Annotated in this window: 21 protein-coding genes and 2 riboswitches; of the genes, 16 read left to right on the top strand and 5 right to left on the bottom strand. The window is 68.7% G+C overall.

Annotation, left to right across the window (positions count from 1 at the left end):
- Positions 1-65 precede the first annotated feature (65 nt).
- From ACFWN2_RS34460 to ACFWN2_RS34450, 3 genes are read left to right on the top strand one after another with little or no spacing between them, the layout of a single operon-like run.
- A complete protein-coding gene (locus ACFWN2_RS34460) occupies positions 66-965 on the top strand; it encodes a carbohydrate ABC transporter permease (protein WP_382434823.1) in 900 nt (299 codons plus the stop codon).
- 2 nt (positions 966-967) lie between these two features.
- Positions 968-1,792: a carbohydrate ABC transporter permease gene (locus ACFWN2_RS34455; RefSeq protein ID WP_382434635.1), complete on the top strand. Its 825-nt coding sequence runs from the start codon at positions 968-970 to the stop codon at positions 1,790-1,792.
- A 4-nt stretch (positions 1,793-1,796) separates the two neighbouring features.
- Entirely contained in the window at positions 1,797-3,203 is a 1,407-nt protein-coding gene (locus ACFWN2_RS34450) for a GH1 family beta-glucosidase (RefSeq protein WP_382434633.1), read from the top strand.
- A 79-nt stretch (positions 3,204-3,282) separates the two neighbouring features.
- Here ACFWN2_RS34450 and ACFWN2_RS34445 read toward each other — a convergent pair whose 3' ends face one another.
- Positions 3,283-4,482, bottom strand: a complete 1,200-nt coding sequence (locus ACFWN2_RS34445; protein ID WP_382434631.1) for an esterase-like activity of phytase family protein — start codon at positions 4,480-4,482, stop codon at positions 3,283-3,285.
- A 73-nt stretch (positions 4,483-4,555) separates the two neighbouring features.
- Here ACFWN2_RS34445 and ACFWN2_RS34440 point away from each other — a divergent pair, with 73 nt between their 5' ends.
- The 3 genes from ACFWN2_RS34440 (at position 4,556) to ACFWN2_RS34430 (ending at position 7,144) form a co-directional block, all read left to right on the top strand.
- The gene (locus tag ACFWN2_RS34440; protein WP_382434629.1) at positions 4,556-5,578 is read left to right on the top strand and encodes a GNAT family N-acetyltransferase; all 1,023 of its coding nucleotides are present in this window, start codon (positions 4,556-4,558) and stop codon (positions 5,576-5,578) included.
- A gap of 78 nt (positions 5,579-5,656) precedes the next feature.
- Positions 5,657-6,682 (top strand): LacI family DNA-binding transcriptional regulator, encoded by a 1,026-nt coding sequence (locus tag ACFWN2_RS34435; RefSeq protein WP_382434627.1) that lies wholly within the window; start codon positions 5,657-5,659, stop codon positions 6,680-6,682.
- A 75-nt stretch (positions 6,683-6,757) separates the two neighbouring features.
- Positions 6,758-7,144 carry a hypothetical protein gene (locus ACFWN2_RS34430; protein ID WP_382434625.1) on the top strand — a complete coding sequence of 129 codons (387 nt, stop codon included), beginning with the start codon at positions 6,758-6,760 and terminating at the stop codon, positions 7,142-7,144.
- A 122-nt stretch (positions 7,145-7,266) separates the two neighbouring features.
- Here the strand turns inward: ACFWN2_RS34430 and ACFWN2_RS34425 are convergent, their stop codons facing one another.
- On the bottom strand, positions 7,267-7,617 hold the full coding sequence (locus ACFWN2_RS34425) for a hypothetical protein (RefSeq protein WP_382434623.1): 351 nt from the start codon (positions 7,615-7,617) through the stop codon (positions 7,267-7,269).
- 60 nt (positions 7,618-7,677) lie between these two features.
- Between ACFWN2_RS34425 and ACFWN2_RS34420 the strand changes: the two genes are divergently transcribed.
- Both ACFWN2_RS34420 and ACFWN2_RS34415 read left to right on the top strand, forming a co-directional pair.
- A complete protein-coding gene (locus ACFWN2_RS34420; RefSeq protein ID WP_382434621.1) occupies positions 7,678-8,214 on the top strand; it encodes a DM13 domain-containing protein in 537 nt (178 codons plus the stop codon).
- A gap of 215 nt (positions 8,215-8,429) precedes the next feature.
- Positions 8,430-9,380, top strand: coding sequence for an AraC family transcriptional regulator (locus ACFWN2_RS34415; protein ID WP_382434619.1), 951 nt, complete (start codon positions 8,430-8,432; stop codon positions 9,378-9,380).
- 158 nt (positions 9,381-9,538) lie between these two features.
- On the opposite strand, the gene ACFWN2_RS34410 is transcribed toward ACFWN2_RS34415, so the two are convergent.
- Genes ACFWN2_RS34410 through ACFWN2_RS34400 form a run of 3 tightly spaced genes read right to left on the bottom strand, consistent with a single transcriptional unit; the run spans position 9,539 to position 13,262 of the window.
- The gene (locus ACFWN2_RS34410; RefSeq protein ID WP_382434617.1) at positions 9,539-11,566 is read right to left on the bottom strand and encodes a 3-hydroxyacyl-CoA dehydrogenase NAD-binding domain-containing protein; all 2,028 of its coding nucleotides are present in this window, start codon (positions 11,564-11,566) and stop codon (positions 9,539-9,541) included.
- A 3-nt stretch (positions 11,567-11,569) separates the two neighbouring features.
- Positions 11,570-12,772: an acetyl-CoA C-acetyltransferase gene (locus ACFWN2_RS34405; RefSeq protein WP_382434615.1), complete on the bottom strand. Its 1,203-nt coding sequence runs from the start codon at positions 12,770-12,772 to the stop codon at positions 11,570-11,572.
- Positions 12,773-12,827: 55 nt separating this feature from the next.
- The gene (locus ACFWN2_RS34400) at positions 12,828-13,262 is read right to left on the bottom strand and encodes a GNAT family N-acetyltransferase (RefSeq protein ID WP_382434614.1); all 435 of its coding nucleotides are present in this window, start codon (positions 13,260-13,262) and stop codon (positions 12,828-12,830) included.
- Between the two features lie 106 nt (positions 13,263-13,368).
- On the opposite strand from ACFWN2_RS34400, the gene ACFWN2_RS34395 reads away from it, so the two are divergent.
- The 8 genes from ACFWN2_RS34395 (at position 13,369) to glyA (ending at position 20,287) form a co-directional block, all read left to right on the top strand.
- Entirely contained in the window at positions 13,369-14,505 is a 1,137-nt protein-coding gene (locus ACFWN2_RS34395) for an acyl-CoA dehydrogenase family protein (RefSeq protein WP_382434612.1), read from the top strand.
- On the top strand, positions 14,502-15,626 hold the full coding sequence (locus ACFWN2_RS34390) for a CaiB/BaiF CoA transferase family protein (RefSeq protein WP_382434610.1): 1,125 nt from the start codon (positions 14,502-14,504) through the stop codon (positions 15,624-15,626). The genes ACFWN2_RS34395 and ACFWN2_RS34390 overlap by 4 nt, the downstream gene beginning before the upstream one ends.
- Positions 15,627-15,962: 336 nt before the next feature.
- On the top strand, positions 15,963-16,142 hold the full coding sequence (locus tag ACFWN2_RS34385) for a hypothetical protein (RefSeq protein ID WP_382434608.1): 180 nt from the start codon (positions 15,963-15,965) through the stop codon (positions 16,140-16,142).
- Positions 16,143-16,306: 164 nt separating this feature from the next.
- Positions 16,307-16,798 (top strand): transcriptional regulator, encoded by a 492-nt coding sequence (locus tag ACFWN2_RS34380; RefSeq protein ID WP_090012227.1) that lies wholly within the window; start codon positions 16,307-16,309, stop codon positions 16,796-16,798.
- Between the two features lie 93 nt (positions 16,799-16,891).
- Positions 16,892-17,272: a hypothetical protein gene (locus ACFWN2_RS34375; protein WP_382434606.1), complete on the top strand. Its 381-nt coding sequence runs from the start codon at positions 16,892-16,894 to the stop codon at positions 17,270-17,272.
- 14 nt (positions 17,273-17,286) lie between these two features.
- The gene (locus ACFWN2_RS34370; protein ID WP_382434604.1) at positions 17,287-17,589 is read left to right on the top strand and encodes a DUF3817 domain-containing protein; all 303 of its coding nucleotides are present in this window, start codon (positions 17,287-17,289) and stop codon (positions 17,587-17,589) included.
- Between the two features lie 45 nt (positions 17,590-17,634).
- Positions 17,635-17,725: riboswitch (glycine riboswitch) on the top strand.
- A riboswitch (glycine riboswitch) is annotated at positions 17,726-17,817 on the top strand.
- A gap of 96 nt (positions 17,818-17,913) precedes the next feature.
- On the top strand, positions 17,914-19,008 hold the full coding sequence (gene gcvT, locus ACFWN2_RS34365; RefSeq protein WP_382434602.1) for a glycine cleavage system aminomethyltransferase GcvT: 1,095 nt from the start codon (positions 17,914-17,916) through the stop codon (positions 19,006-19,008).
- Positions 19,009-19,021: 13 nt separating this feature from the next.
- Complete coding sequence (glyA, locus tag ACFWN2_RS34360; RefSeq protein ID WP_382434600.1) at positions 19,022-20,287, top strand: serine hydroxymethyltransferase; 1,266 nt, start codon at positions 19,022-19,024, stop codon at positions 20,285-20,287.
- The last annotated feature ends 549 nt before the right edge of the window (positions 20,288-20,836 follow it).

Genomic DNA, 20,836 nt, shown 5'->3' with positions numbered 1-20,836 from the left:
CAGGGACCGAGGCGGCTCCGGCCGCCTCGGTTTCGCCTTCCAAGGAACCGCCGAAGCGCTTCAGGCTGAGCAACTGGGACGCCAGGTACACGCCGTACCTGATCATCGCTCCGTTCTTCCTGGTGTTCGGGATCTTCGGGCTCTACCCGCTGATCTACACGGCGTGGGTGTCGCTGCACGACTGGCAGCTGATCGACGGCGACCAGGGTTTCATCGGTCTCGACAACTACGTCAAGTTGTTCGGTGACGCCAACTTCTGGAACGCGCTGTTCAACACGCTGAGCCTGTTCGTGCTCTCGACCGTGCCGCAGCTGCTCGCGGCACTGGGTCTCGCGGCACTGCTCGACCGCGGTCTGCGCGGCAGTGCGTTCTGGCGCGCCGGTGTGCTGCTGCCCAACGTCATCTCGGTCGCCGCGGTGGCGCTGGTGTTCGCGCAGTTCTTCGGCCGCGACTTCGGCATCGTGAACTTCCTGCTCGGCTTCGTCGGCATCGACCCGATCGACTGGCGCGCCGAGACGTGGGCCTCGCACCTCGCCGTGTCCACGATGGTCATGTGGCGCTGGACCGGCTACAACGCGCTGCTGTACCTGGCGGCCATGCAGTCGGTGCCCAAGGACATGTACGAGTCGGCCACTCTGGACGGTGCCGGTCGCTGGCGCATGTTCTGGTCGATCACCGTGCCGTCGATCCGCCCGACCATCCTGTTCACCGTCGTCACCTCGACGATCGGTGGCCTGCAGCTGTTCGCCGAACCCGCGCTGTTCGACCCGGCCTTCGCCACGAGCAACTCCACCGGCGGCTCCGACCGGCAGTTCCAGACGCTGGTGCTCTACATGTACGAGAAGGGCTTCCGGTTGTTCGACGCCGGCTACGCGGCCACCGTCGCGTGGATGTTGTTCCTGGTCGTCCTCGTGGTCGCGGTCATCAACTTCACGCTGACCCGGCGCATCGCGGGCAAGGGGTGATCATGAAGAACGCCAAGGCAGGTCCTCTGCTCTACGGGTTCCTGGTCGCCGTGCTCGCCGCGTCGATCTTCCCGCTGTACTACTCGTTCATCGTGGCGTCGAAGGACAACTCGGTCCTCGGCGAGAAGGTCCCGCCGCTGGTCCCCGGCGGCAACCTGGTCGAGAACATCACCCGCGTCTTCGACACCGTCGACTTCTGGCTCGCCATGCAGAACTCGTTCATCGTGGCGTCGAGCGTGGCGATCTCGAACGTCGTGCTGGGCACGCTGGCCGGGTTCGCGTTCGCACGACTGAGGTTCAAGGGCCGCGACTCGCTGTTCCTCGTGGTGCTCGGCACCGCGATGGTCCCGACGCAGCTCGGCGTGATCCCGCTGTACATGCTGATGTCCGACCTCGACTGGTACGGCACGCTGCAGGCGGTCATCGTGCCGGTCCTGATCGGGTCGTTCGCGGTGTTCTGGATGCGCCAGGCGTGCGAGGAGACCGTCCCGTACGAGCTGATCGAGGCCGCGCGCGTCGACGGCTGCTCGGTGCTGCGGACGTTCTGGCACGTCGGGTTCCCGGCCGTGCGCCCGCAGGCCGCGGTGCTGGGCATGTTCACGTTCATGACCGCGTGGAACGACTTCTTCTGGCCGTTGATCGTGCTGGACCCCAACGACAGCCCGACCGTGCAGGTCGCCCTGTCGACGCTGGCCAGCGGCTACTACACCGACTACTCGTTGATGCTCGCCGGCGCCTCCATCGCGGTGCTGCCGGTGATCGCGATCTTCGTCCTGCTGTCCCGCCAGATCGTCGGCGGCATCATGCAGGGCGCGGTGAAGGGATGACTGAATGACGACCGACTCGGACGTCGAGGTCGGGCGAGAGGTGCTGACCTTCCCGCCGGACTTCCTCTGGGGGGCGGCCACAGCGGCGTTCCAGATCGAGGGCGCGACCACTGTGGACGGTCGTGGGGCCTCGATCTGGGACACGTTCGCCGCGACGCCCGGCAAGGTGCTGGCCGGCGACACGGGCGATCCCGCCTGCGACCACTACCACCGGTACCAGTCCGACGTGGACCTGATGAAGTCCCTCGGCCTGGCGTCGTACCGGTTCTCCGTCGCGTGGCCCCGGATCCAGCCCAGCGGCAGCGGCCAGGTCAACGAGCGCGGGCTCGCGTTCTACGACCGGCTCGTGGACTCGTTGCTGGAGAAGGACATCCAGCCGCTGGTCACGCTGTACCACTGGGACCTGCCGCAGGTGCTGGAGGACTTCGGCGGCTGGCGCAACCGCGACACCGCCTACCGCTTCGCCGAGTACGCCGCGATCGTGCACGAACGCCTCGGCGACCGGGTGCAGGCCTGGACCACGCTGAACGAGCCGTGGGTGTCGGCGTTCCTGGGCTACGGCAACGGCATCCACGCGCCGGGCATCACCGACGCGGTGGCCTCCCTGGAGGCGGGACACCACCTGCTGCTGGCCCACGGGCTCGCCACGCAGGCGTTGCGCGCGCAGGCACCGGAGTCGCACCGGCTCTCGATCGTGCTGAACTTCAGCACCATCTGGGGCGACGACGCGGAGGCGGTGCGCAAGGTCGACGGCCTGCAGAACCGCATCCTGCTCGACCCGGTCCTGGGCAAGGGCTACCCGCTCGACGTCCTGCAGGACACGACGTGGCTGGGCGACTGGACGAACGTGGTCCGCGACGGGGACATGGAGACCATCGCGACCCCGATCGACTGGATCGGCGTGAACTACTACAACCCGACCAGGGTCGCGCCCGCCGACCCCGACTTCGTGCCGCTCGGGCCGCACGCGGGACTGCGCGGCGTCACGATCGAGCCGCCGCAGGGCGAGCTCACCGGGTTCGGGTGGGAGCAGAACGCCGACGCGTTCACGGAGCTGCTCGTCCGGTTGTCGCGCGACGCCGGCGGAGTGCCGCTGGTGGTCACGGAGAACGGCTCGGCGTTCCCGGACGTCGTGGACCCCGCGGGCCGCGTGCACGACGTGCAGCGGACGAAGTACCTGGTGGACCACGTCCGCGCGGTGCACAGGGCCATCTCCGAAGGCGCCGACATCCGCGGGTACCTGGCGTGGTCGCTGCTCGACAACTACGAGTGGGCCGCCGGGTACTCGCAGCGGTTCGGCATCGTGCACGTCGACTTCGAGACGCAGCAGCGGACGGTGAAGGAAAGCGCGGTCACGTTGTCGCGGATCATCGGGCAGAACGGGCTTCCCGCCCACGGTTACACCGTTTAGCCCCGTAGTCGGGCCGAGGGGGCCTCAGCGCTCTCACCTGCGGACACTGCTGTGTCGCAGGTGAGAGCGCTCTCTTCTTCTAACGCCTGCGCAGGACCCGCGGGTCGGCGTGCAGGCTCTCAACGAGCTTGATGGTGATGAACTCGTTGTCGTCCGGCTTGCCAGGGGTGCGGCCCGACGACGAGGGGAAGTTGTTGTCGTTGAGCACCGCGATCGTGCGGTCGTCGAGGATCGTGACGTCCTCGATCGTGACGAACGGGAAGCGGAACGGGTCGGCCTGGCCGCCCACCTTCCTGGGGTTGGCCAGGTTCAGCAGGTCGGCGACCAGCGTCTTGTCGAGCTCGCCGTTGCGGTCGCGGTCCCGCTTGTCCGCCAGGTACACCCGCTTGACCTTGGCGTCGGCACCCTGGCCGTTGTCCCGCTCGATGATCAGCAGGCGGTTGGCGTCGACCGCGATGGCGTCACCGATGGCGAAGGACGGGTCCTCCAGCCGGTAGCGCCAGGTATTGCCGGTGAACGAGCGGGACGCGACGTCGAACTCGTTGAGCCGCAGGGTTCCCGGGGTGTCACCGGCGACGGTGCCCTCCAGCAGCGCGTTGATCCTCCTGCCGTCCGGCGAGAGCGTGATGCCCTCGAAGCCCTTGCTGCCGCCCAGGTTCGGGTTGCCGGCGGGGTTCTCGGGAGCGCGCACGCCGGGCAGCGGCACTGGCGGGGCGAGCAGCCGGCCGGCGCGGTCGAAGTGCAGCAGGTACGGGCCGAACTCGTCGCCCATCCAGTACGTGCCGTCGGCGCTGCGGGTGACCGACTCGACGTCGATGTCCGCGCCGGTGATCACCCGGTCCTGGCGGGTCAGCGGGAACGGGATGTGGCCGTTCGGGTCGGTCAGCGTGACGCCGCCGAGCACGTCCACGGTGTTCTTCGCGAAGTCGGGCGCGATGCGGTGGATGCGCAGCAGGAAGTCCGCGCTGTTGGCCTTCGCGCCGTACCCGTTGTCGGAGATGGCGTCGAAGGTGCCGTCGCTGTTGCGGACGAGACCGCTGAAGCCTTGGATCGGCTGGTCGGCGAACGGCGGCGTGACGCCGTTGATCGGCGCCGTCCCGAGAGCCGCGCCACTCGGTTCGCTGCCGGGCAGGAACGTCTGCGCCGGGAGGAAGGCGAAGTTGGTCAGCGTGGCCTGCTTCGACCCCTTCTGACCAGCCGTACCGGGTGCCGCGGTGGTGGGCGTGGCCAGTGCCGTCACGGTGAGCAGGGTGAGGCCTACGGCCAGTGTTCTCCTCATTCCGTGGACCCTATGAGGATCGTTTTACTCATGGTTCGTCTCGCGGCAACAACTTCCATGAACTCTTGACGGCATGACGACGACCTGGCGCTTGCGCTTCGAACTCAGCGACAGCCCCGGCGCGCTCGCCCGCGTCACCGTCCGGCTGGCCGCGGCCGACTGCAACGTCCTCGCGCTGCACGTGATCCCCGTGCCCGGCGGGGTGCTGGACGAGATCGTGGTGCGCGCGGGTGAGGGCGTGCTCCCCGCGGACCTCGTCGACGCCGTGCGCTCCGAGGGCGGCAAGCGCGTCGGGATCACCCAGGCGGACATGCGGGATCTTGTGGACGAACCGACGTCCGCGCTGCGGGCGGCCAGGATCGCGCTGGCCGATCCGTCGCGGACCGGTGAGGCGCTGCGCCGGGTGCTGGCCGCGGACTCGGTGACCGCGGGGGAGGCCGCGGACGGTCAGGTCCAGTTGGGAGAGTGGGTGGCCCGGCGCGGCTGGGCCCGGTTCACGGACGTGGAACTCACGCGGGCGCAGGCGTTGCTCGACCTCGTCGAGGCTCCGGCCCCCACACTGCGCGCGACCGTTCTCGACGACGGCGCGGCCCTGGTCCTGCGCCCCGGTTCGTCCTCGGACGAGGACCTCGTCGCAGGCCTGCACTCCCGCTGTTCGATGAGGACGTTGTTCAACCGCTACCACTCCGGCATGCGCTCGCTGCCCCGGCGCTGGGTGCACCGCCTGCTCAACCCGCCGCGCGGCACCACGGTGCTCGTGCAGGGCGGGGACCAGGTCGTGGCACTGGGACAGCTCATCCACACCGGAACACCGGAGTGCGCCGAGATCTCGTTGCTGGTCGAGGACGCCTGGCAGCGCCGGGGCGTGGGCGCGGCACTGCTGGGCGCGCTGGCCATGGACGCCCGAGCCGCCGGCTTCACGGAGCTCGTCGCGTGGTGCCTGCCCTCGGAGTCCGCGCTCGTGCGCACCGCCGCGCGTGCCGGACTTCCGGCCACGACACGCCGGGAGGACGGCCTGCTCCGCGTTTCGATCACGCCTGGTGCGCGCGCCGTGCCGGCCCCGAACGCAGGAGTCATAACCGAAAAAACACGATGAACAGCGCGGAAACCCTCCTCGGAGATCGCTTGGGGCTAAGCTGCTTAGCGACTCAAAGGTTTTCATCGAGGAGTGGTGGTGCTCGTGTCCAACCACGCGCGTCCGACGTTGGAAGACGTTGCCGCGAGGGCAGGGGTTTCCCGCGCCACGGCGTCACGGGTGCTGAACGCGTCACCGCGCGTGAGCCCCGAAGCGCTGGAGGCGGTCAACGCGGCGGTGTCGGCACTGGGCTACCAGCCGAACCGCGCCGCACGGGCGTTGGTCACCCGTCGCACCGGCGCCGTCGCCGTGCTCTTCTCCGAGCCGGAACCCAAGATCTTCGATGACCCGCACTTCGCCCGGCTGATCCGTGCGGGGGCTCGTGCTCTCGCGGACGTCGACGTGCAGATGGTGCTGATGCTGGTGCACTCGCCGGACGACCAGGCGCGCGCACACCGGTTCCTGGCGGGCGGCCACGTGGACGGTGCCCTGGTGTTCGCGCCGCACCGCAACGACGAGCTGGTCTCGATCGTGAAGAAGCTGCCGTTGCCGGTGGTGTACGCCGGTAAGCCGTGGGGTTCGTTGCGGGGCATGCACCTCGTGGACAACGACAACGAGGGCGGCGCGGTCCTCGCCACCGAGCACCTGAAGTCGCTCGGGCGCAAGAAGATCGTTCACGTTTCCGGGCCGTTGGACGAGTTGTCGGCCATAGACCGGTTGAACGGCTTCAAGTCCGCTCTGTCGCTGGACGACAAGGGTGTCGCGCGGCTGGTCGAGGACGGCGGGTTCACGCGGGAGGGCGGCCGCAAGGCCATGTCCGTCCTGCTGAACAAGATCCCGAACCTCGACGCCGTGTTCGTGGCCTCCGACCTGATGGCGGCCGGAGCTCTCGAATCGTTGCAGGAAGCCGGGAAGCGCGTGCCGCAGGACGTCGCCGTCGTCGGGTTCGACGACCACGTGGCCATCGCCGAGCACACCACGCCGCCGCTGACGTCCGTTCGTCAGGACTCCGACGAGCAGGTCGCGCACATGGTCGAGCACCTCATGAAGCTGCTGAGGGACGAGACCGTGAAGCGCAAGCAGCAGATGCTGCCCACGGTGCTGGTGCGGCGCGAGTCCGCCTGACAGCCTCGCGAACCGGCCCCCGTCCAGTGCTTCCGGACGGGGGCCGACTCGTGTCAGTTGCCCAGGTTCTTGCAGGTGGGCGGAGGCAACGGGTTCAGCGGACTGCACGGCCACCCCGACGAGGACGGCGGTGGCGTCGTCGTGGGTGCCGGCGTGGACGGTGGCTGCTGCTCGGGGTTCGTCGCCGCCGGGGGCGGCGTGGTCTTCTTCGGGCTCTGCTGCGTGCTCGGGGTCGAGCTCGTCGAGCTCGACGGCGCGCTGCTGCTCGGCGCCGAACTCCCGGTCGAGCTCGGCGCGGTGCTGGAGGTCGACGAGACCCAGCTGGAAGCAGGTGTCCTGCTCAGCGGGTCCTCGCCTGCCGCTCCGTGGAACGCCATGCCCACCAGCACGCCGAGCAACGCTGACCCGAGCACAGCGGAACCACCTGCGGCCCACAGTGCGCGCACAGCGGTCCTCCTCTAGATGCTCACGGTGTGAAGTCGGACGATCACGCTCCCGGCACAGTACCGGCTGGACCGGTCGCAGGAGAACGCTCGCCTGAATGCCTTATCGGCTCCTTGATGGCCCCGGTTGAGTGATCGCCGTCACTGAACTGTGATCCGGGCGAGCACCAAACTGGCCCCGGAAAGGCCTGCCACCAGCACGGTTCCGGTCAGATGCCACGTCGGAGCGTCACCCGTGCAGGTGAACACCTCGGTGAAGCGCTCCGACGAGCAGGTGACGAACGGGACGGAGGACAGGGCGATGGAGGCGGCCGCGACACCGCCCAGCAGCGCGGAGCCGAACGTGCGCATGACGGGGAACGCGGCGTTGGCCGTGCCGACCGCCGCGACGGCGAAGAGGAGCGGGACCGGTCTGGGGAAGAGGCCCGTCAGCGCGCAGCCGACCATCAGGACGCCGAGCACGGCCTGGCCGATCCTCGCCTGTGTCGCCACGGCGGCACCCTAACAACTCCGTAAGCTCTTTTCGGTCCGGTTTGAGCCAGTATTTTCGGTATGCGCAGTCGCCGTTTCCTGATTCCCGTCTCAGTTTTCCTGGTCGTCGCCCTTGGAGTGGGGTTGTACCTGTTCCAGCCGTGGCGGCTGCTCACCGTTCGCGAAACCCGCGACGCCTTGCTCGTGCCTCCCGCGCCCGTGTCCACGACCGCTCCCGCGACCCCCGAGTCGTCCGCTGAGCCACCCGCCGAAACGGCGAAGGAGGTCGCGGCGGGGCAGTGGCGCTCACTTGAGCACGCGACCACGGGTAAGGCGAGCCTCATCTCGCTGCCGGGCGGCGGGCATTCGGTCCAGTTCGCTTCCCTGGACACCAGCGACGGTCCTGACCTGTACGTTTACCTCTCGCCGCACGCGTCGAGCTCGTTGGAGAAAACGTTCGGTGAGGGATTCACCAGCCTCGGCAAGTTGAAGGGGAACCGCGGCGACCAGGTGTACGAAATTCCCGCGGGCGTGGACGTGTCCACCATTCGGAGCGTGGTGATCTGGTGCAAGAGGTTCAGCGCGGGCTTTGCCGTAGCGCCACTGGAACAAGCCTGAAACATCGGCGCCGGACTACGCTCTTCGCACTATTGACTTTCCTGGTCTAGACCACATAGCGTTAACGTCAACAACACCACATCGTCCCTTGTCGATGGGCGTGCGGAAGCCCCGTCGGCAAGGAGCACGGCTCACTGGGTGGGCCCACTGCGGCGGTGACGCGACTCCAACTCTCCCCGGAGCCGCGTCACCGCCGGTGGCGTTTACTGTGGTTCGTGCACTCCAGGACGGTGGCGATCCACTACGTGCGCGCGGCGCTCCGAGCGTGCCCGGAGCCGTCCGCCGTGCTGCACGGTGCCGGCATTCCGCCAAGCCTCCTCGCGGACGACCGCGCCCGCGTCACGCCGGCGCAGTACACGAAGTTCGTCCAGACGCTCTGGGAAGTCCTCGACGACGAGTTCATGGGCTTCGGGCCGCGCCCGTCGAAGCGCGGCACGTTCGCCATGATGTGCCTGCTCTCCGTGCACTGCCCGGACCTGGAGTCGGCGTTGCGCCGCGGCCTCGCCTTCTACGCGCTCTTCGACGAACCGCTGGACCTGTCCCTGGACGACGGCCGCTTCACCCTGCACATCCCGGGCGACCCGGACCACTTCCTCACCGAGTCGCTCCTGGTGCTGTGGCACCGCTTCTCGTCGTGGCTCATCGGCCGCCGCATCCCGTTGCGCGGCGCCGAGTTCGGCTACCAGGAACCGCCCCACGCCGCCGAGTACCACCTGATCTTCGGCTGCCCGCTGCGCTTCGACGCGCCCGCCACCACGATCGCGTTCGACCCGAAGTTCCTGCGCATGCCGGTCGTGCAGGACGAGGCGGCGCTGCGGCGGTTCCTGCGGCACTCGCCGGCGGAGTTGTTGTCGCGCAGGGACCACGGCGCGGACACGGCGGGGCACGTGCGGCGGCTGCTCGGGCGCGGCGTGACGGGCCTGGAGGCCGTGGCGGCGCAGCTGGGGGTGTCGGCGCCGACGTTGCGGCGCAGGCTCGCGGGCGAGGGGACGTCGTTCCGCGAGGTGCGCGAGCAGCTGCTGCGCGACCAGGCGGTGGCCTCGCTGGTGCGGGGCGGGGAGTCGGTGGAGGAGTTGGCGCTGCGCCTCGGGTTCTCCGAGGCGAGCGCCTTCCACCGTGCCTTCAAACGCTGGACCGGGTCCTCACCCGGCTCCTACCGCGCCTAGTGGCGTGGCCCGGCTCGTTGGCGGACGGATTCGCGCTCAGCAGGGCGCCTCGCGGCACCGCCCCCACGCCCCCGTACAACCAGTACGAGGACGTGGGGGCGGCACCACGACGCACCCGTCTGACCACGAATCCGCCGGCAACGTTCCGAGCCACGCCACTAGAACTTGTCGCGCTCCCGCAGCGAGGCGGGCGGCCGGAACCGCTCCCCGTACGTGTCCGCGAGGTAGTCCGCGCGCTCCACGAACGCCTGCACGCCGTAGGAGTTGACGAACTGCAGAGTGCCACCGCTCCACGGCGCGAACCCGAACCCGAAGATCGAGCCGATGTTCGCGTCCGCCACCGACGTCAGCACGCCCTCGTCCAGGCACCGCACGGTCTCCAGCGACTGCACGAACAGCAGCCGGTCGCGCACGTCCTGCTCGGACACGCCCGCGTCCGCCTTCGCGTACCGGGTCGTGAGCTCGGGCCACAGGAACTTCTTGCCGCCCTCGGGGTACTCGTAGAACCCGGCGCCGGTCGACTTCCCGCTGCGTCCCAACGAGACCAGCTCGCGGATCAGGTCGTAGGCCGGGCTCTCCGACACGAGCGACGGGTCGTCGGCGAGCGTCTGGTCGTGGATCTTCAGCTGCAGCGACAGCGTCACCTCGTCCGACACCGCCAGCGGGCCGACGGCCATGCCGGACTTCTTGGCGACGTTCTCGATCAGCGCCGGCGCCACGCCCTCGGCCAGCATCGTGATCGCCTCGATCACGTACGTGCCGAACGTCCGCGAGGTGTAGAAGCCGCGCGAGTCGTTGACGACGATCGGCGTCTTCCCGATCTGCCGCACGTAGTCCAGCGCGCGTTGCAAGGTTTCCTCGGACGTCTTCTCGCCGCGGATGATCTCCACGAGCCGCATCTTCGGCACGGGCGAGAAGAAGTGCAGGCCGATGAACCGCTCCGGCGCCGTCACCGCCGACGCGAGGCCGGTGATCGGCAGGGTCGAGGTGTTGGACGCGATCACCGCGTCCGGCAGCGCCTTCTCCTCGGCCGCGGGCAGCACCTCGTTCTTCAGCTCGCGGTTCTCGAAGACGGCCTCGATGATCAGGTCGCAGCCCGCGAGGTCGTCGTCCGAGTCGGTCGGCGTGATGCCTTCCAGGCCCTGAGCGCCCTTCTGCGCGCCTTCGAGGCTGACGTCCTTCAGGACGACCTCGATGCCCGCCTTCGCGGACACCTCGGCGATTCCGGCGCCCATCATGCCCGCGCCCAGCACACCGAGCTTGGCGACGCGCTTGCCGGTGGCGGACGCGCGGCCGTTGACCTCGTTGAGGTTGAACCAGAACGCCGTGATCATGTTCTTGGAGACCTGACCGGAGGCCAGTTCCACGAAGTAGCGGCCCTCGATCTGCAGCGCCGTGTCGAAGTCGACATAGGCGCCCTCGACGGCCGTCGCCATGATCTTCTCGGGCGCCGGGTACACGCCGTGCGACTTCTTGCTCAGCACGGCAGGTGCGGCGGCGAGAAGGCCGTAACTGTTGGGGTCACCGAACTTCAGGTCCGGCACACCCGCGCCCTGCACGTCCCACGGCTGCGAAGGCGCCGGGTTCGCCTTGATCCACGCGACGGCCTCGGAGATCAGTTCCTCGCGCGTCTCCACGACCTGGTGCACGATCCCGGCCTGCAGCGCGCGTTCCGGACGGAGCTGCTTGCCCTCCATGAGCAACGGCAACGCCTTCTGCACGCCGAGCAACCGCACCATGCGCGTGACGCCACCACCGCCGGGCAGCAGGCCGAGCGTCGCCTCGGGCAGACCCACGCGGATCTTGTTGTCGTTCAACACGATCCGGCGGTGCGAAGCGAGCGCGATCTCGAACCCGCCGCCCAGGGCGGTCCCGTTGATCGCGGCCACGACCGGCTTGCCGAGCTTCTCCAGCCGGCGCAGCTGGGACTTGAGCTCCTCGACGCCTTCCAGCGCCTGCGAGGCGTTCTCCGGCGTGATCGCGATCAGCACGTTCAGGTCGCCGCCGGCGAAGAACGTCTTCTTGGCGGACGTGATGACCACGCCGGTGATGTCGTCGGCTTCGAGCTTCGAGACCGCGTCGCCCATCAGCTCGCGGTACTCGTCGTTCATGACGTTGGCGGAACCGGACATGTCCATCGTCAGCGTGACGATGCCGTCGGAGTCCTTGTCGTAGTGGAAGGGCATGCCTCAGACCCTCTCGATGATCGTCGCGATACCCATGCCGCCGCCCACGCACAGCGTGGCGAGCCCGCGGCGCAGGTCCCGGCGCTCCAGCTCGTCCAGCAGCGTGCCGAGGATCATGCAGCCGGTGGCGCCGAGCGGGTGGCCCAGCGCGATCGCGCCGCCGTTGACGTTGACCTTGTCCTCGGGGATGTCCATGTCCCGCAGGAACTTCAGCACGACCGAGGAGAACGCCTCGTTGACCTCGAACAGGTCGATGTCCTCGACCGAGAGCCCTGCCTTGTCCAGTGCCTTGCGCGCGGACGGCGCTGGCCCGGTGAGCATGATCGTCGGCTCGGTGCCCACGACGGCGACCGAGACGATCCGGGCGCGCGCGGTCAGTCCGAGAGCCTTGCCCGCCGCCGCGGACCCGATCAGCATCGCGGCCGAGCCGTCGACGATCTGCGACGAGTTGCCCGGCGTGTGCACGTGGGAGATGCGCTCGACGGTGGGGTAGCGGTCGATCGCGACGGTGTCGTAACCGAGGTCGCCGTGGAACTGGAAGCTCGGCTTGAGCCTGCCCAGGGACTCCACGGTGGACTCGGGACGGATCGTCTCGTCCTCCTTGAGCACCACCGTGCCGTTCTGGTCGACGACCGGCACGACGGACCGTTCGAACCAGCCGTTCTTCTGCGCCTCGAACGCGCGGGCGTGCGACCGGGCGGCCCACGCGTCGACGTCCGTGCGCGAGAAGCCCTCCAGCGTCGCGATCAGGTCGGCCGAGACGCCCTGCGGCACGAACGACAGGTCGAAGTTCGTCTGCGGGTCGATCGCCCACGCGCCGCCGTCGGAGCCCATCGGCACGCGCGACATCGACTCGACGCCACCCGCCACCACCAGGTCCTCGAACCCGGACGCGACCTTGGCCGCGGCGAGGTTCACCGACTCCAGGCCGGACGCGCAGAAGCGGTTGAGCTGCACACCGGCGGGACGCTGGTCCCACCCGGCGGCCAGCACCGCCGTGCGGGCGATGTCCCCGCCCTGCTCGCCGAGCGGAGACACCACGCCGAACACGACGTCGTCCACCGCGGAGGTGTCGAGGGAGTTGCGTTCGGACAGCGCGCGCAGCACGCCGGCGGCCAGATCGACGGGCTTGACGCTGTGCAGCGACCCGCGCTTCCCCTTGCCGCGCGGCGTGCGCACCGCGTCGAAGATCAAGGCTTCGCTCATGACACCACGCTAGGCCCGCCGCTGGTGGCTGGCCATGACCGTGAAGGGTGACCGATTAGCTCACCGCGAGCTGCAGGTACTCGGGATCCTCAGTCTCGACGAACCCGAGCCTCTTGTAGAGCCTGCGCGCAGGCAGGTTGTCCACCCACACGCGCAGGCGCACGACCTTCCAGCCCTCCTCCACCGCCCACTCCAGCACGGCCTTGAGCAGGCCCTCGCCGAGCCCGCGGCCGCGGTGCGACGGCCGCACCCACATCGAGTAGAGGTAGAGCCCCTCCGGCTTCGCCGTGGCCGCGACCAGGGCGACGGGCTCGTCGTCGAGCGCGACGACCTTCAGGCCCTCCGCGGCGCGCTCCCGCCACTCGGTCTCGTCGTACTCCTGCTCGACCGCCAGCGTCGACCCGAACTCCTCGGGGTCGCTCGACAGCGCTTCCAGCCGGATGTCGCGCCACAACCGCCACTCGTCCGGCGCGACCTGATGGATCTGCATACCGGGCAGTCTGGACGACGGGGTGGGAATTTCGCTCAGTTTTTCGGGTGACGGCCTGGCGCGGCGGTCATGGCGTGGATCACCGCCCGGTGGTTTCGTGGACCGCATGGCAGAGCGTCGATCGCGGTGGATGGACAGCGACCTGGACCAGTTGCGCCAGCTCGCGCGCACGTTCTTCGAGAAGGAGGTCACGCCGCACGCCGAACGCTTCGCCGAGCAGAAGCAGGTCGACCGCGAGCTGTGGCGCAAGGCCGGTGAGCTCGGCCTGCTGTGCCTCTCCATCCCCGAGGAGTACGGCGGCGGTGGCGGCACGTTCGCGCACGAGGCCGTGTTGCTGGAGGAGCAGGCACGGGCCGGCGACAGCGCGTGGGGCAACAGTGTCCACAGCGGCATCGTCGCCCACTACCTCAACTCCTACGGCACCGAAGAGCAGAAGCGGCGCTGGCTGCCCAAGCTCGCGTCCGGCGAGTACGTCGGCGCGATCGCCATGACCGAACCCGGCGCGGGCTCCGACCTCCAGGGCATCCGCACGAAGGCCCTCAAGGACGGCGACGAGTACGTCATCAACGGCTCGAAGACGTTCATCACGAACGGCGTGCACGCCGACCTGGTGATCGTCGTGGCCAAGACCGACCCCGCGCAGGGCGCCACCGGCATCTCGCTGCTCGTCGTGGAGAACGACATCCGGCGCGGCCGCGTGCTCGACAAGGTCGGCATGAAGGGCCAGGACACCGCCGAGCTGTTCTTCGACGACGTCCGCGTGCCCGCCGCGAACCTCCTCGGCGGGCAGGAGGGCCTCGGGTTCGTCCAGCTCATGCAGCAGCTTCCGCAGGAGCGCCTGATCATCGGTGTCTGCTGCATCGCGGGCATCGAGGCCGCCGTCGACCTCACGCTGAAGTACGTGAAGGAGCGCACGGCGTTCGGCAAGGAGCTGATCAAGTTCCAGAACACCCGGTTCAAGCTCGCCGAGTGCGCCACCGAGGCGGCCGTGACCAGGGCGTTCATCGACGAGTGCGTCGAGAAGCACCTGCGAGGCGAACTGGACGTGCCGACCGCCGCGATGGCGAAGTGGTGGGCGAGCGACCGGCTGAGCAAGGTCGTCGACGAGTGCGTGCAGCTCTTCGGCGGCTACGGCTACATGAACGAGTACCCGATCGCACGTGCCTGGTCCGACGCCCGCGTCCAGCGGATCTACGGCGGCACGAACGAGATCATGAAGGAAATCATCGCGAGGTCCCTGTGAGCGGGCCGCTGGCAGGACTTCGAGTCGTCGAGCTCGCGGGCCTCGCGCCCGCGCCGTTCGCGTGCATGGTGCTCGCCGACCTCGGCGCGGACGTGGTCCAGGTGCACAAGCCGGGAAGCCGCTCGACCGTCCCCGGCGACTTCCTCGGCCGCAACCGGCGCTCGATCGCGATCGACACCCGCAGGCCGGAGGGCGCCGAGCTGGTGCTGGGGCTCGTCGAGCGCTCGGACGTGCTGGTCGAGGGCTTCCGGCCGGGTGTGACCGAACGCCTGGGCATCGGGCCCGCGCAGTGCCTCGCCCGCAACCCGCGCCTCATATATGGACGCATGACCGGCTGGGGCCAGGACGGGCCCCTGTCCGACCGCGCCGGGCACGACATCAACTACATCGCCGTCGCGGGCGCTCTGGAGCCACTGGGCCGGGCCGGCGGGCCGCCGTCGTTCCCGATCAACCTGCTCGGCGACTTCGGCGGGGGAGGGCTGCTGCTGGCCCTCGGCGTGCTCGCCGCGCTGTACGAGAGGGAACGCTCCGGGCGCGGCCAGGTGGTCGACGCCGCGATGGTCGACGGGGCTGCGTTGCTGACGACGTTCCTGCACGGGATGCGCTCGGCGGGCATGTGGTCGGGTGGCCGCGGCGAGAACATGCTCGACGGTGGAGTGCCGTTCTACGACGTCTACGAGGCCGCGGACGGGCAGTACGTGGCGGTGGGCGCGCTGGAGGAGAAGTTCTACGCCGACCTGGTGCGCGTGCTGGGCCTGGAGGAAGCACCCTCGCGCAACGACCCGGCGAACTGGCCCGAGCTGCGCGAGCGCATCGCGGCGGCGGTGAAGACGCGGTCCAGGGACGAGTGGGCCGACCTCGCGCGGGACACGGACGCGTGCCTGGCACCGGTGCTGACCCCGGACGAGGCGGCGCGTCACCCGTACAACGCGAGCCGCGACACCTTCGTGGACGTGGCGGGGGCACTGCACCCGGCGCCGGCGCCCCGGTTCGACCGCACTCCCGCCGCCGTTCCGACGTCGCCGGTTCCGACGGGGACGAACACCGCGGAAGTGCTTGCCGACATGGGTGTGGCGGATGCCCGAATTATGGAACTACGACGGTCTGGAGTAATTGGATAATGCCCGGGAGCGCATTTATTGCGCCACAACGGCGTGACGGTGCGTGATGGGACACGTTCGGCATCCGGGTGAGGCCCGGTGCAACAGTCTCTCTTCCAAGCTGTGGGATGCGAGGGTCCTCGTGTTCACCTCGTGCCCAGGACATCGGCGCTGTTGACGCCCCTCTTTAGCCGCCATTCGGGTGACGTTGGCCGTCCTGCAGGCGTGCGTCGCTGGTGGATCTTAGGGCGAGTTGGGCGTGGTCGTTGTTCATCGCAAGGGTGAATGAGGGACCATGACGGGTGACACGGGCGGTCCGCCGCCTGACCGGTGAACCACACGGACGGAGAGGTACCTGTGAACCTCAAGAAGGTGCTAGTGCTGGCGGGCGTCGCGCTGGTGCTGTTCCTCCTGATCACCCGGCCAGAAGAGTCCGCCTCGGCGGTCCAGACGGCTCTCGGCTTCCTGCGGGACGGCGCGGAGTCGATCATCACCTTCGTCCGGAGCCTCTTCGGGACGGCCACCCCTCTCGCCTAGTGACGGAGGGTGATCTTCGGCCGTTCGCGTTGAGCCGGACGGGTGGAATGAGGCCAATCACGCACTGGTAACGGGTGTTCTGGGGATTCAGGGTCTGGCGATTGTCAGACCTACCGAATACCTTCCGCTGCAATGGCCGATCCCCGACCGACGAGGAGGCATTGATGGTCGAGGACTCCGGGGTCCACGAGCTGTTGCAGCAGTGGGCGGCTGAACGGTCTGATGACGCAGAGATGCAGGAGGTGAACCGGATCAAGAACGCGTGGCTCGCGGAGGCTCCCCCCTCGGCGCCTGGCATCCCCGTCCAGCGGGGCGGCAGGAGTGGGTCGCGTGGCTTGGTCAAGGTCGACTCGGCGGATCCGGCCTACGTGGCCGCGATGCGCAAACGGGCGCCGGAGGCACCCGAGGCACTGCTCGCCGCCGCGGCGAGCTACTGGCAGCTGGTGGGCGACGTCGCCGAGGCCGAGCAGTGGTGGGACGCGGGCATCAGCCCGTTGGACCAGCGCGCGCTCGACTACCGCGCGGCCGGCCTGTCTCCTGCCGATCTCGGGAGGCGCCTGGGACCGATGACGGTTCTCCAGCACCTTCGTCGTGGCTCCGCCGCGGCCTGGTGCGTCGCACGTCTGCAGAGGCAGCGCCGGGACGGCGTGGCGTAAGTGGTCGACGGGCTCTCGGAGGCGAGAGCCCTGCAGTTCCCCTCACGGGTGGCCTCCTCTTCGCGGAGGCCTCACCCAAGTAGTGTGGAGGTCGTGCGCGGCCTCCTTACTCCCCAGCGTGTGCTGATCGCGTTCGCCTGTCTGGCGGCGCTGATCGTCTGTTGCGGGCTCGCGTACTGGCAGTGGCAGCGCTTCGAGTCCGCCAGCGGCACGTTCCAGAACCTCGGGTACGTGCTCCAGTGGCCGCTCTTCGGCCTCTTCCCGCTCTTCATGGTGTGGCGGTTCCGCCGTCTCGCCCGTGAGCGTCGTGACGCGGCTCTCTCACCTGAGCCGGTTGCGCCTGCTCCGAAGCCGGTAAGTACGGTTGTCGCCGTCAAACCCGCGCCTGTCGAGCACTTCGACGATGACGAGGACGCGGAGCTCGCGGCCTACAACCGCATGCTCGCGGACCTCAACGCGCGGGACGGTCGTTGAGCGAAGGCGGGCAGATGAAGGGTGCGTTGACCCGGTTCAGGGTCATGGCTTACGTGGTCGGAGTCTTCCTGCTGCTCCTGGTCGTGGCCATGGTGCTCAAGTACGCCGCGGACATGGACGGCGCGATGAAGGTCGTCGGCCCGGTCCACGGCTTCCTCTACGCCATCTACCTGGTGATTTCCGTCGACCTGGCGCTGAAGCTGCGCTGGTCGATCAAGGGCACCGCCCTGGTGCTGCTCGCCGGCACCGTGCCGTTCCTGTCGTTCTGGGCGGAGCGCAAGGTGGTGGAGAAGACCGCGCAGGGCGTGCCACTGTGACGTTTGGCCTGCTAGCGTCTGGGGCTACCAACTGAACACGGCCGTTGATGTCGCGCGGGAGAGCTCCCTTCGGTGGGAGCGCCGAAGGAGCAACTCCTCCCCGGAATCTCTCAGGTACAAGTACCGCGCGACGAAGGCAACTCTGGAAAGCAGGCTGCTCGGCAGCCTCGCCCACGGTGCAAGCCACTTCGGTGGTGAAGCTCTCAGGCTCATGACAGAGGGGGAGGCTCGCTCTAGTGAGGAGTCTCCGATGGACCGTGTCATTCTTCTGATGCCTCAGCCGGCCGCGTCCGGCTCTTCGGCGCACCCTGGAGGAGCGTTCTGATGTCCCGCCTCACGCCTCTGAACGCCGAGCACGAGCAGCTCGGCGCGATGTTCACCGACTTCGCGGGCTGGCGGATGCCGCTGCGCTACTCGTCCGAACTTGCGGAGCACCACGCGGTGCGCACGACCGCGGGCCTGTTCGACCTCACGCACATGGGTGAGATCGTGCTGACCGGCCCGGCCGCGGGCGAGGCCCTCGACTACGCGTTGGTGGGCCACATCTCGGCGCTGGCCGTCGGCAAGGCGCGCTACACGATGATCACCCAGGCCGACGGCGGCGTGATCGACGACCTGATCGTGTACCGCCTCGGCGACGAGGAGTTCATGGTCGTCGCGAACGCCTCCAACGCTTCAGTGGTGGCCGAAGCCCTCGTCGAGCGTGCCGCCGGCTTCGACACCGTCGTCACCGACAGGTCGACCGACTACGCGTTGATCGCGATCCAGGGTCCGAAGTCGGTCGAGATCCTTTCGGGGCTGACCTCCACCGACCTGTCGACGGTCAAGTACTACGCCTCCTACCCGTCCACGGTGGCCGGCGTCGAAGCGCTGCTCGCCCGCACCGGCTACACCGGCGAGGAGGGCTTCGAGCTCTTCGTGGCACCCGCCGACGCACCCGCCGTGTGGGCCGCGCTGCTGTCCGCGGGCGAGGCGCACGAGCTCAAGCCGTGCGGTCTCGGCTGCCGCGACACGTTGCGTCTCGAAGCCGGAATGCCCTTGTACGGCAACGAGCTGACGACGTCGCTCTCGCCGTACAACGCGAACCTGGGCCGCGTCGTGAAGCTCGACAAGCCTGGCGACTTCGTGGGCCGCGACGCCCTGACCAAGGTCGCCGAGTCCGGTGTGGACTCGGTCCTGGTCGGCCTGAAGACCCCCGAGCGCCGCGCCCCGCGCCACGGCTACGCGGTGCTCAACGGCGACGAGGTCGTGGGCGAGGTGACGTCGGGCGCGCTGTCCCCGACCCTCGGCTACTCCGTCGCCATGGCCTACGTGACCCGTGCCAGTGCCGAGCCGGGCACCCAGTTGCTGGTCGACGTCCGCGGCAAGAAGCAGCCGGTCGAGGTCGTCGCACTTCCGTTCTACAAGCGCGCCAAGTAGGGAGATCTTCCAGATGTCCGACCAGTTCAACGCTTCCCTCGCGGAGTACGACCCCGAGGTGGCCGAGGCCGTTGCGGCCGAGCTGGCACGCCAGCAGGGCACTCTCGAGATGATCGCCTCGGAGAACTTCACGCCCGTCTCGGTGCTCCAGGCCCAGGGCTCGGTGCTGACCAACAAGTACGCCGAGGGCTACCCCGGCCGCCGCTACTACGGCGGCTGCGAGCACGTGGACGTCGTAGAGCGCCTCGCCATCGAGCGCATCAAGTCGCTCTTCGGCGCCGGCTTCGCGAACGTCCAGCCCCACTCCGGCGCGCAGGCCAACGCCGCCGCCATGTTCGCGCTCCTCCAGCCCGGCGACACGATCCTGGGCCTGGACCTCGCGCACGGCGGCCACCTGACGCACGGCATGCGCATCAACTTCTCGGGCAAGCTCTACAACGTCGTCCCGTACCACGTCGCGGACTCGGACGGCCGCGTCGACATGGCCGAGGTCGAGCGCCTGGCCACCGAGCACCGCCCGAAGCTGATCGTCGCGGGCTGGTCCGCCTACCCGCGCCAGCTGGACTTCGCGGAGTTCCGCCGCATCGCGGACTCGGTCGAGGCCTACCTGATGGTCGACATGGCGCACTTCGCCGGCCTGGTGGCCGCGGGCCTGCACCCGTCGCCCGTGCCGCACGCGCACGTCACGACGACCACGACCCACAAGACCCTCGGCGGCCCCCGCGGCGGCGTGATCCTGTCGAACGAGGCGGACATCGCCAAGAAGATCAACTCGGCGGTCTTCCCAGGCCAGCAGGGCGGCCCCCTGGAGCACGTGATCGCGGCCAAGGCAGTGGCGTTCAAGCACGCCGCGTCGCCGGAGTTCGCCGACCGCCAGCGCCGTACGCTGGAAGGCGCGCGGATCCTGGCCGACCGGCTGTCGCAGGCCGACGTCGCCGATGCCGGCGTGAAGGTGCTGACCGGGGGCACCGACGTGCACCTGGTTCTCGTGGACCTGGTCTCGTCCGAGTTGGACGGCAAGCAGGCCGAGGACGTGCTGCACCAGATCGGGATCACGGTCAACCGCAACGCCGTTCCGAACGACCCGCGTCCGCCGATGGTGACGTCCGGGCTGCGGATCGGTACGCCGGCGCTTGCCACGCGTGGGTTCGGCGAGGTGGATTTCGTCGAGGTCGCGGATGTGATCGCCGAGGCTTTGAAGCCTGGTGCTGCGGTTGAGGAGTTGCGGGGGCGGGTTGAGGTGCTGGCTGCGAAGCACCCGCTGTACTCGACGCTCTGATTCCTGTGGTGTTGAGCGCGGTGGTGTGCTGATCTCGGTGAGGCTCTGATCTCGGCGGCGTGCTGACCGGGTTGGCGTTCGGGCTGGGTTCGCGGTTTGAGCGCCGTGTTCTGTGTTTTCTGATCTTGTCGGACCCCCTGAGTAGCGTTTGGGCTCAGGGGGTCTTCCTTTTGGGGGGACGCCTGCGTCAGCTTGCGGCCTTCTTGTTGGGGACCGTTTTCGGCGCGTCGGTTTCGTGGGTCGTCTCCCTGTTGCGTTGGCGGCTGCCTGTTTGTTGTTCGTAGGTGGTGGCGTTGCTTGCGGGTGTTGCGGTTGTGTGCGTTGGCTGAGGGCTCTGCCCTCAGACTCCCGACACTCCCAAAGGAGCCGGTCCAGCGCCGTGTGTGGGTTGATGGCACGCCTGTTGTGTTGGGCGGCTTGCTGTTGGGTTGGTGGTTGCGTCTGCGGTGGTGGCTCCCCCGTCCAGCGCGCCGGAGTCGGCCACACCCGAGGGGTGGGGGTGTCAAGACCTCTAAACAAGGAACAAGATAAACACCAAACACCCCCGCC

Origin of the sequence: Lentzea sp. NPDC058436 (genome assembly GCF_042721515.1) — a bacterium.
In the GTDB taxonomy this organism is placed as follows: Bacteria; Actinomycetota; Actinomycetes; order Mycobacteriales; family Pseudonocardiaceae; genus Lentzea.
The sequence above is the reverse complement of the archived record's forward strand: the minus strand, read 5'-3'. Positions and strand labels throughout refer to the sequence as shown.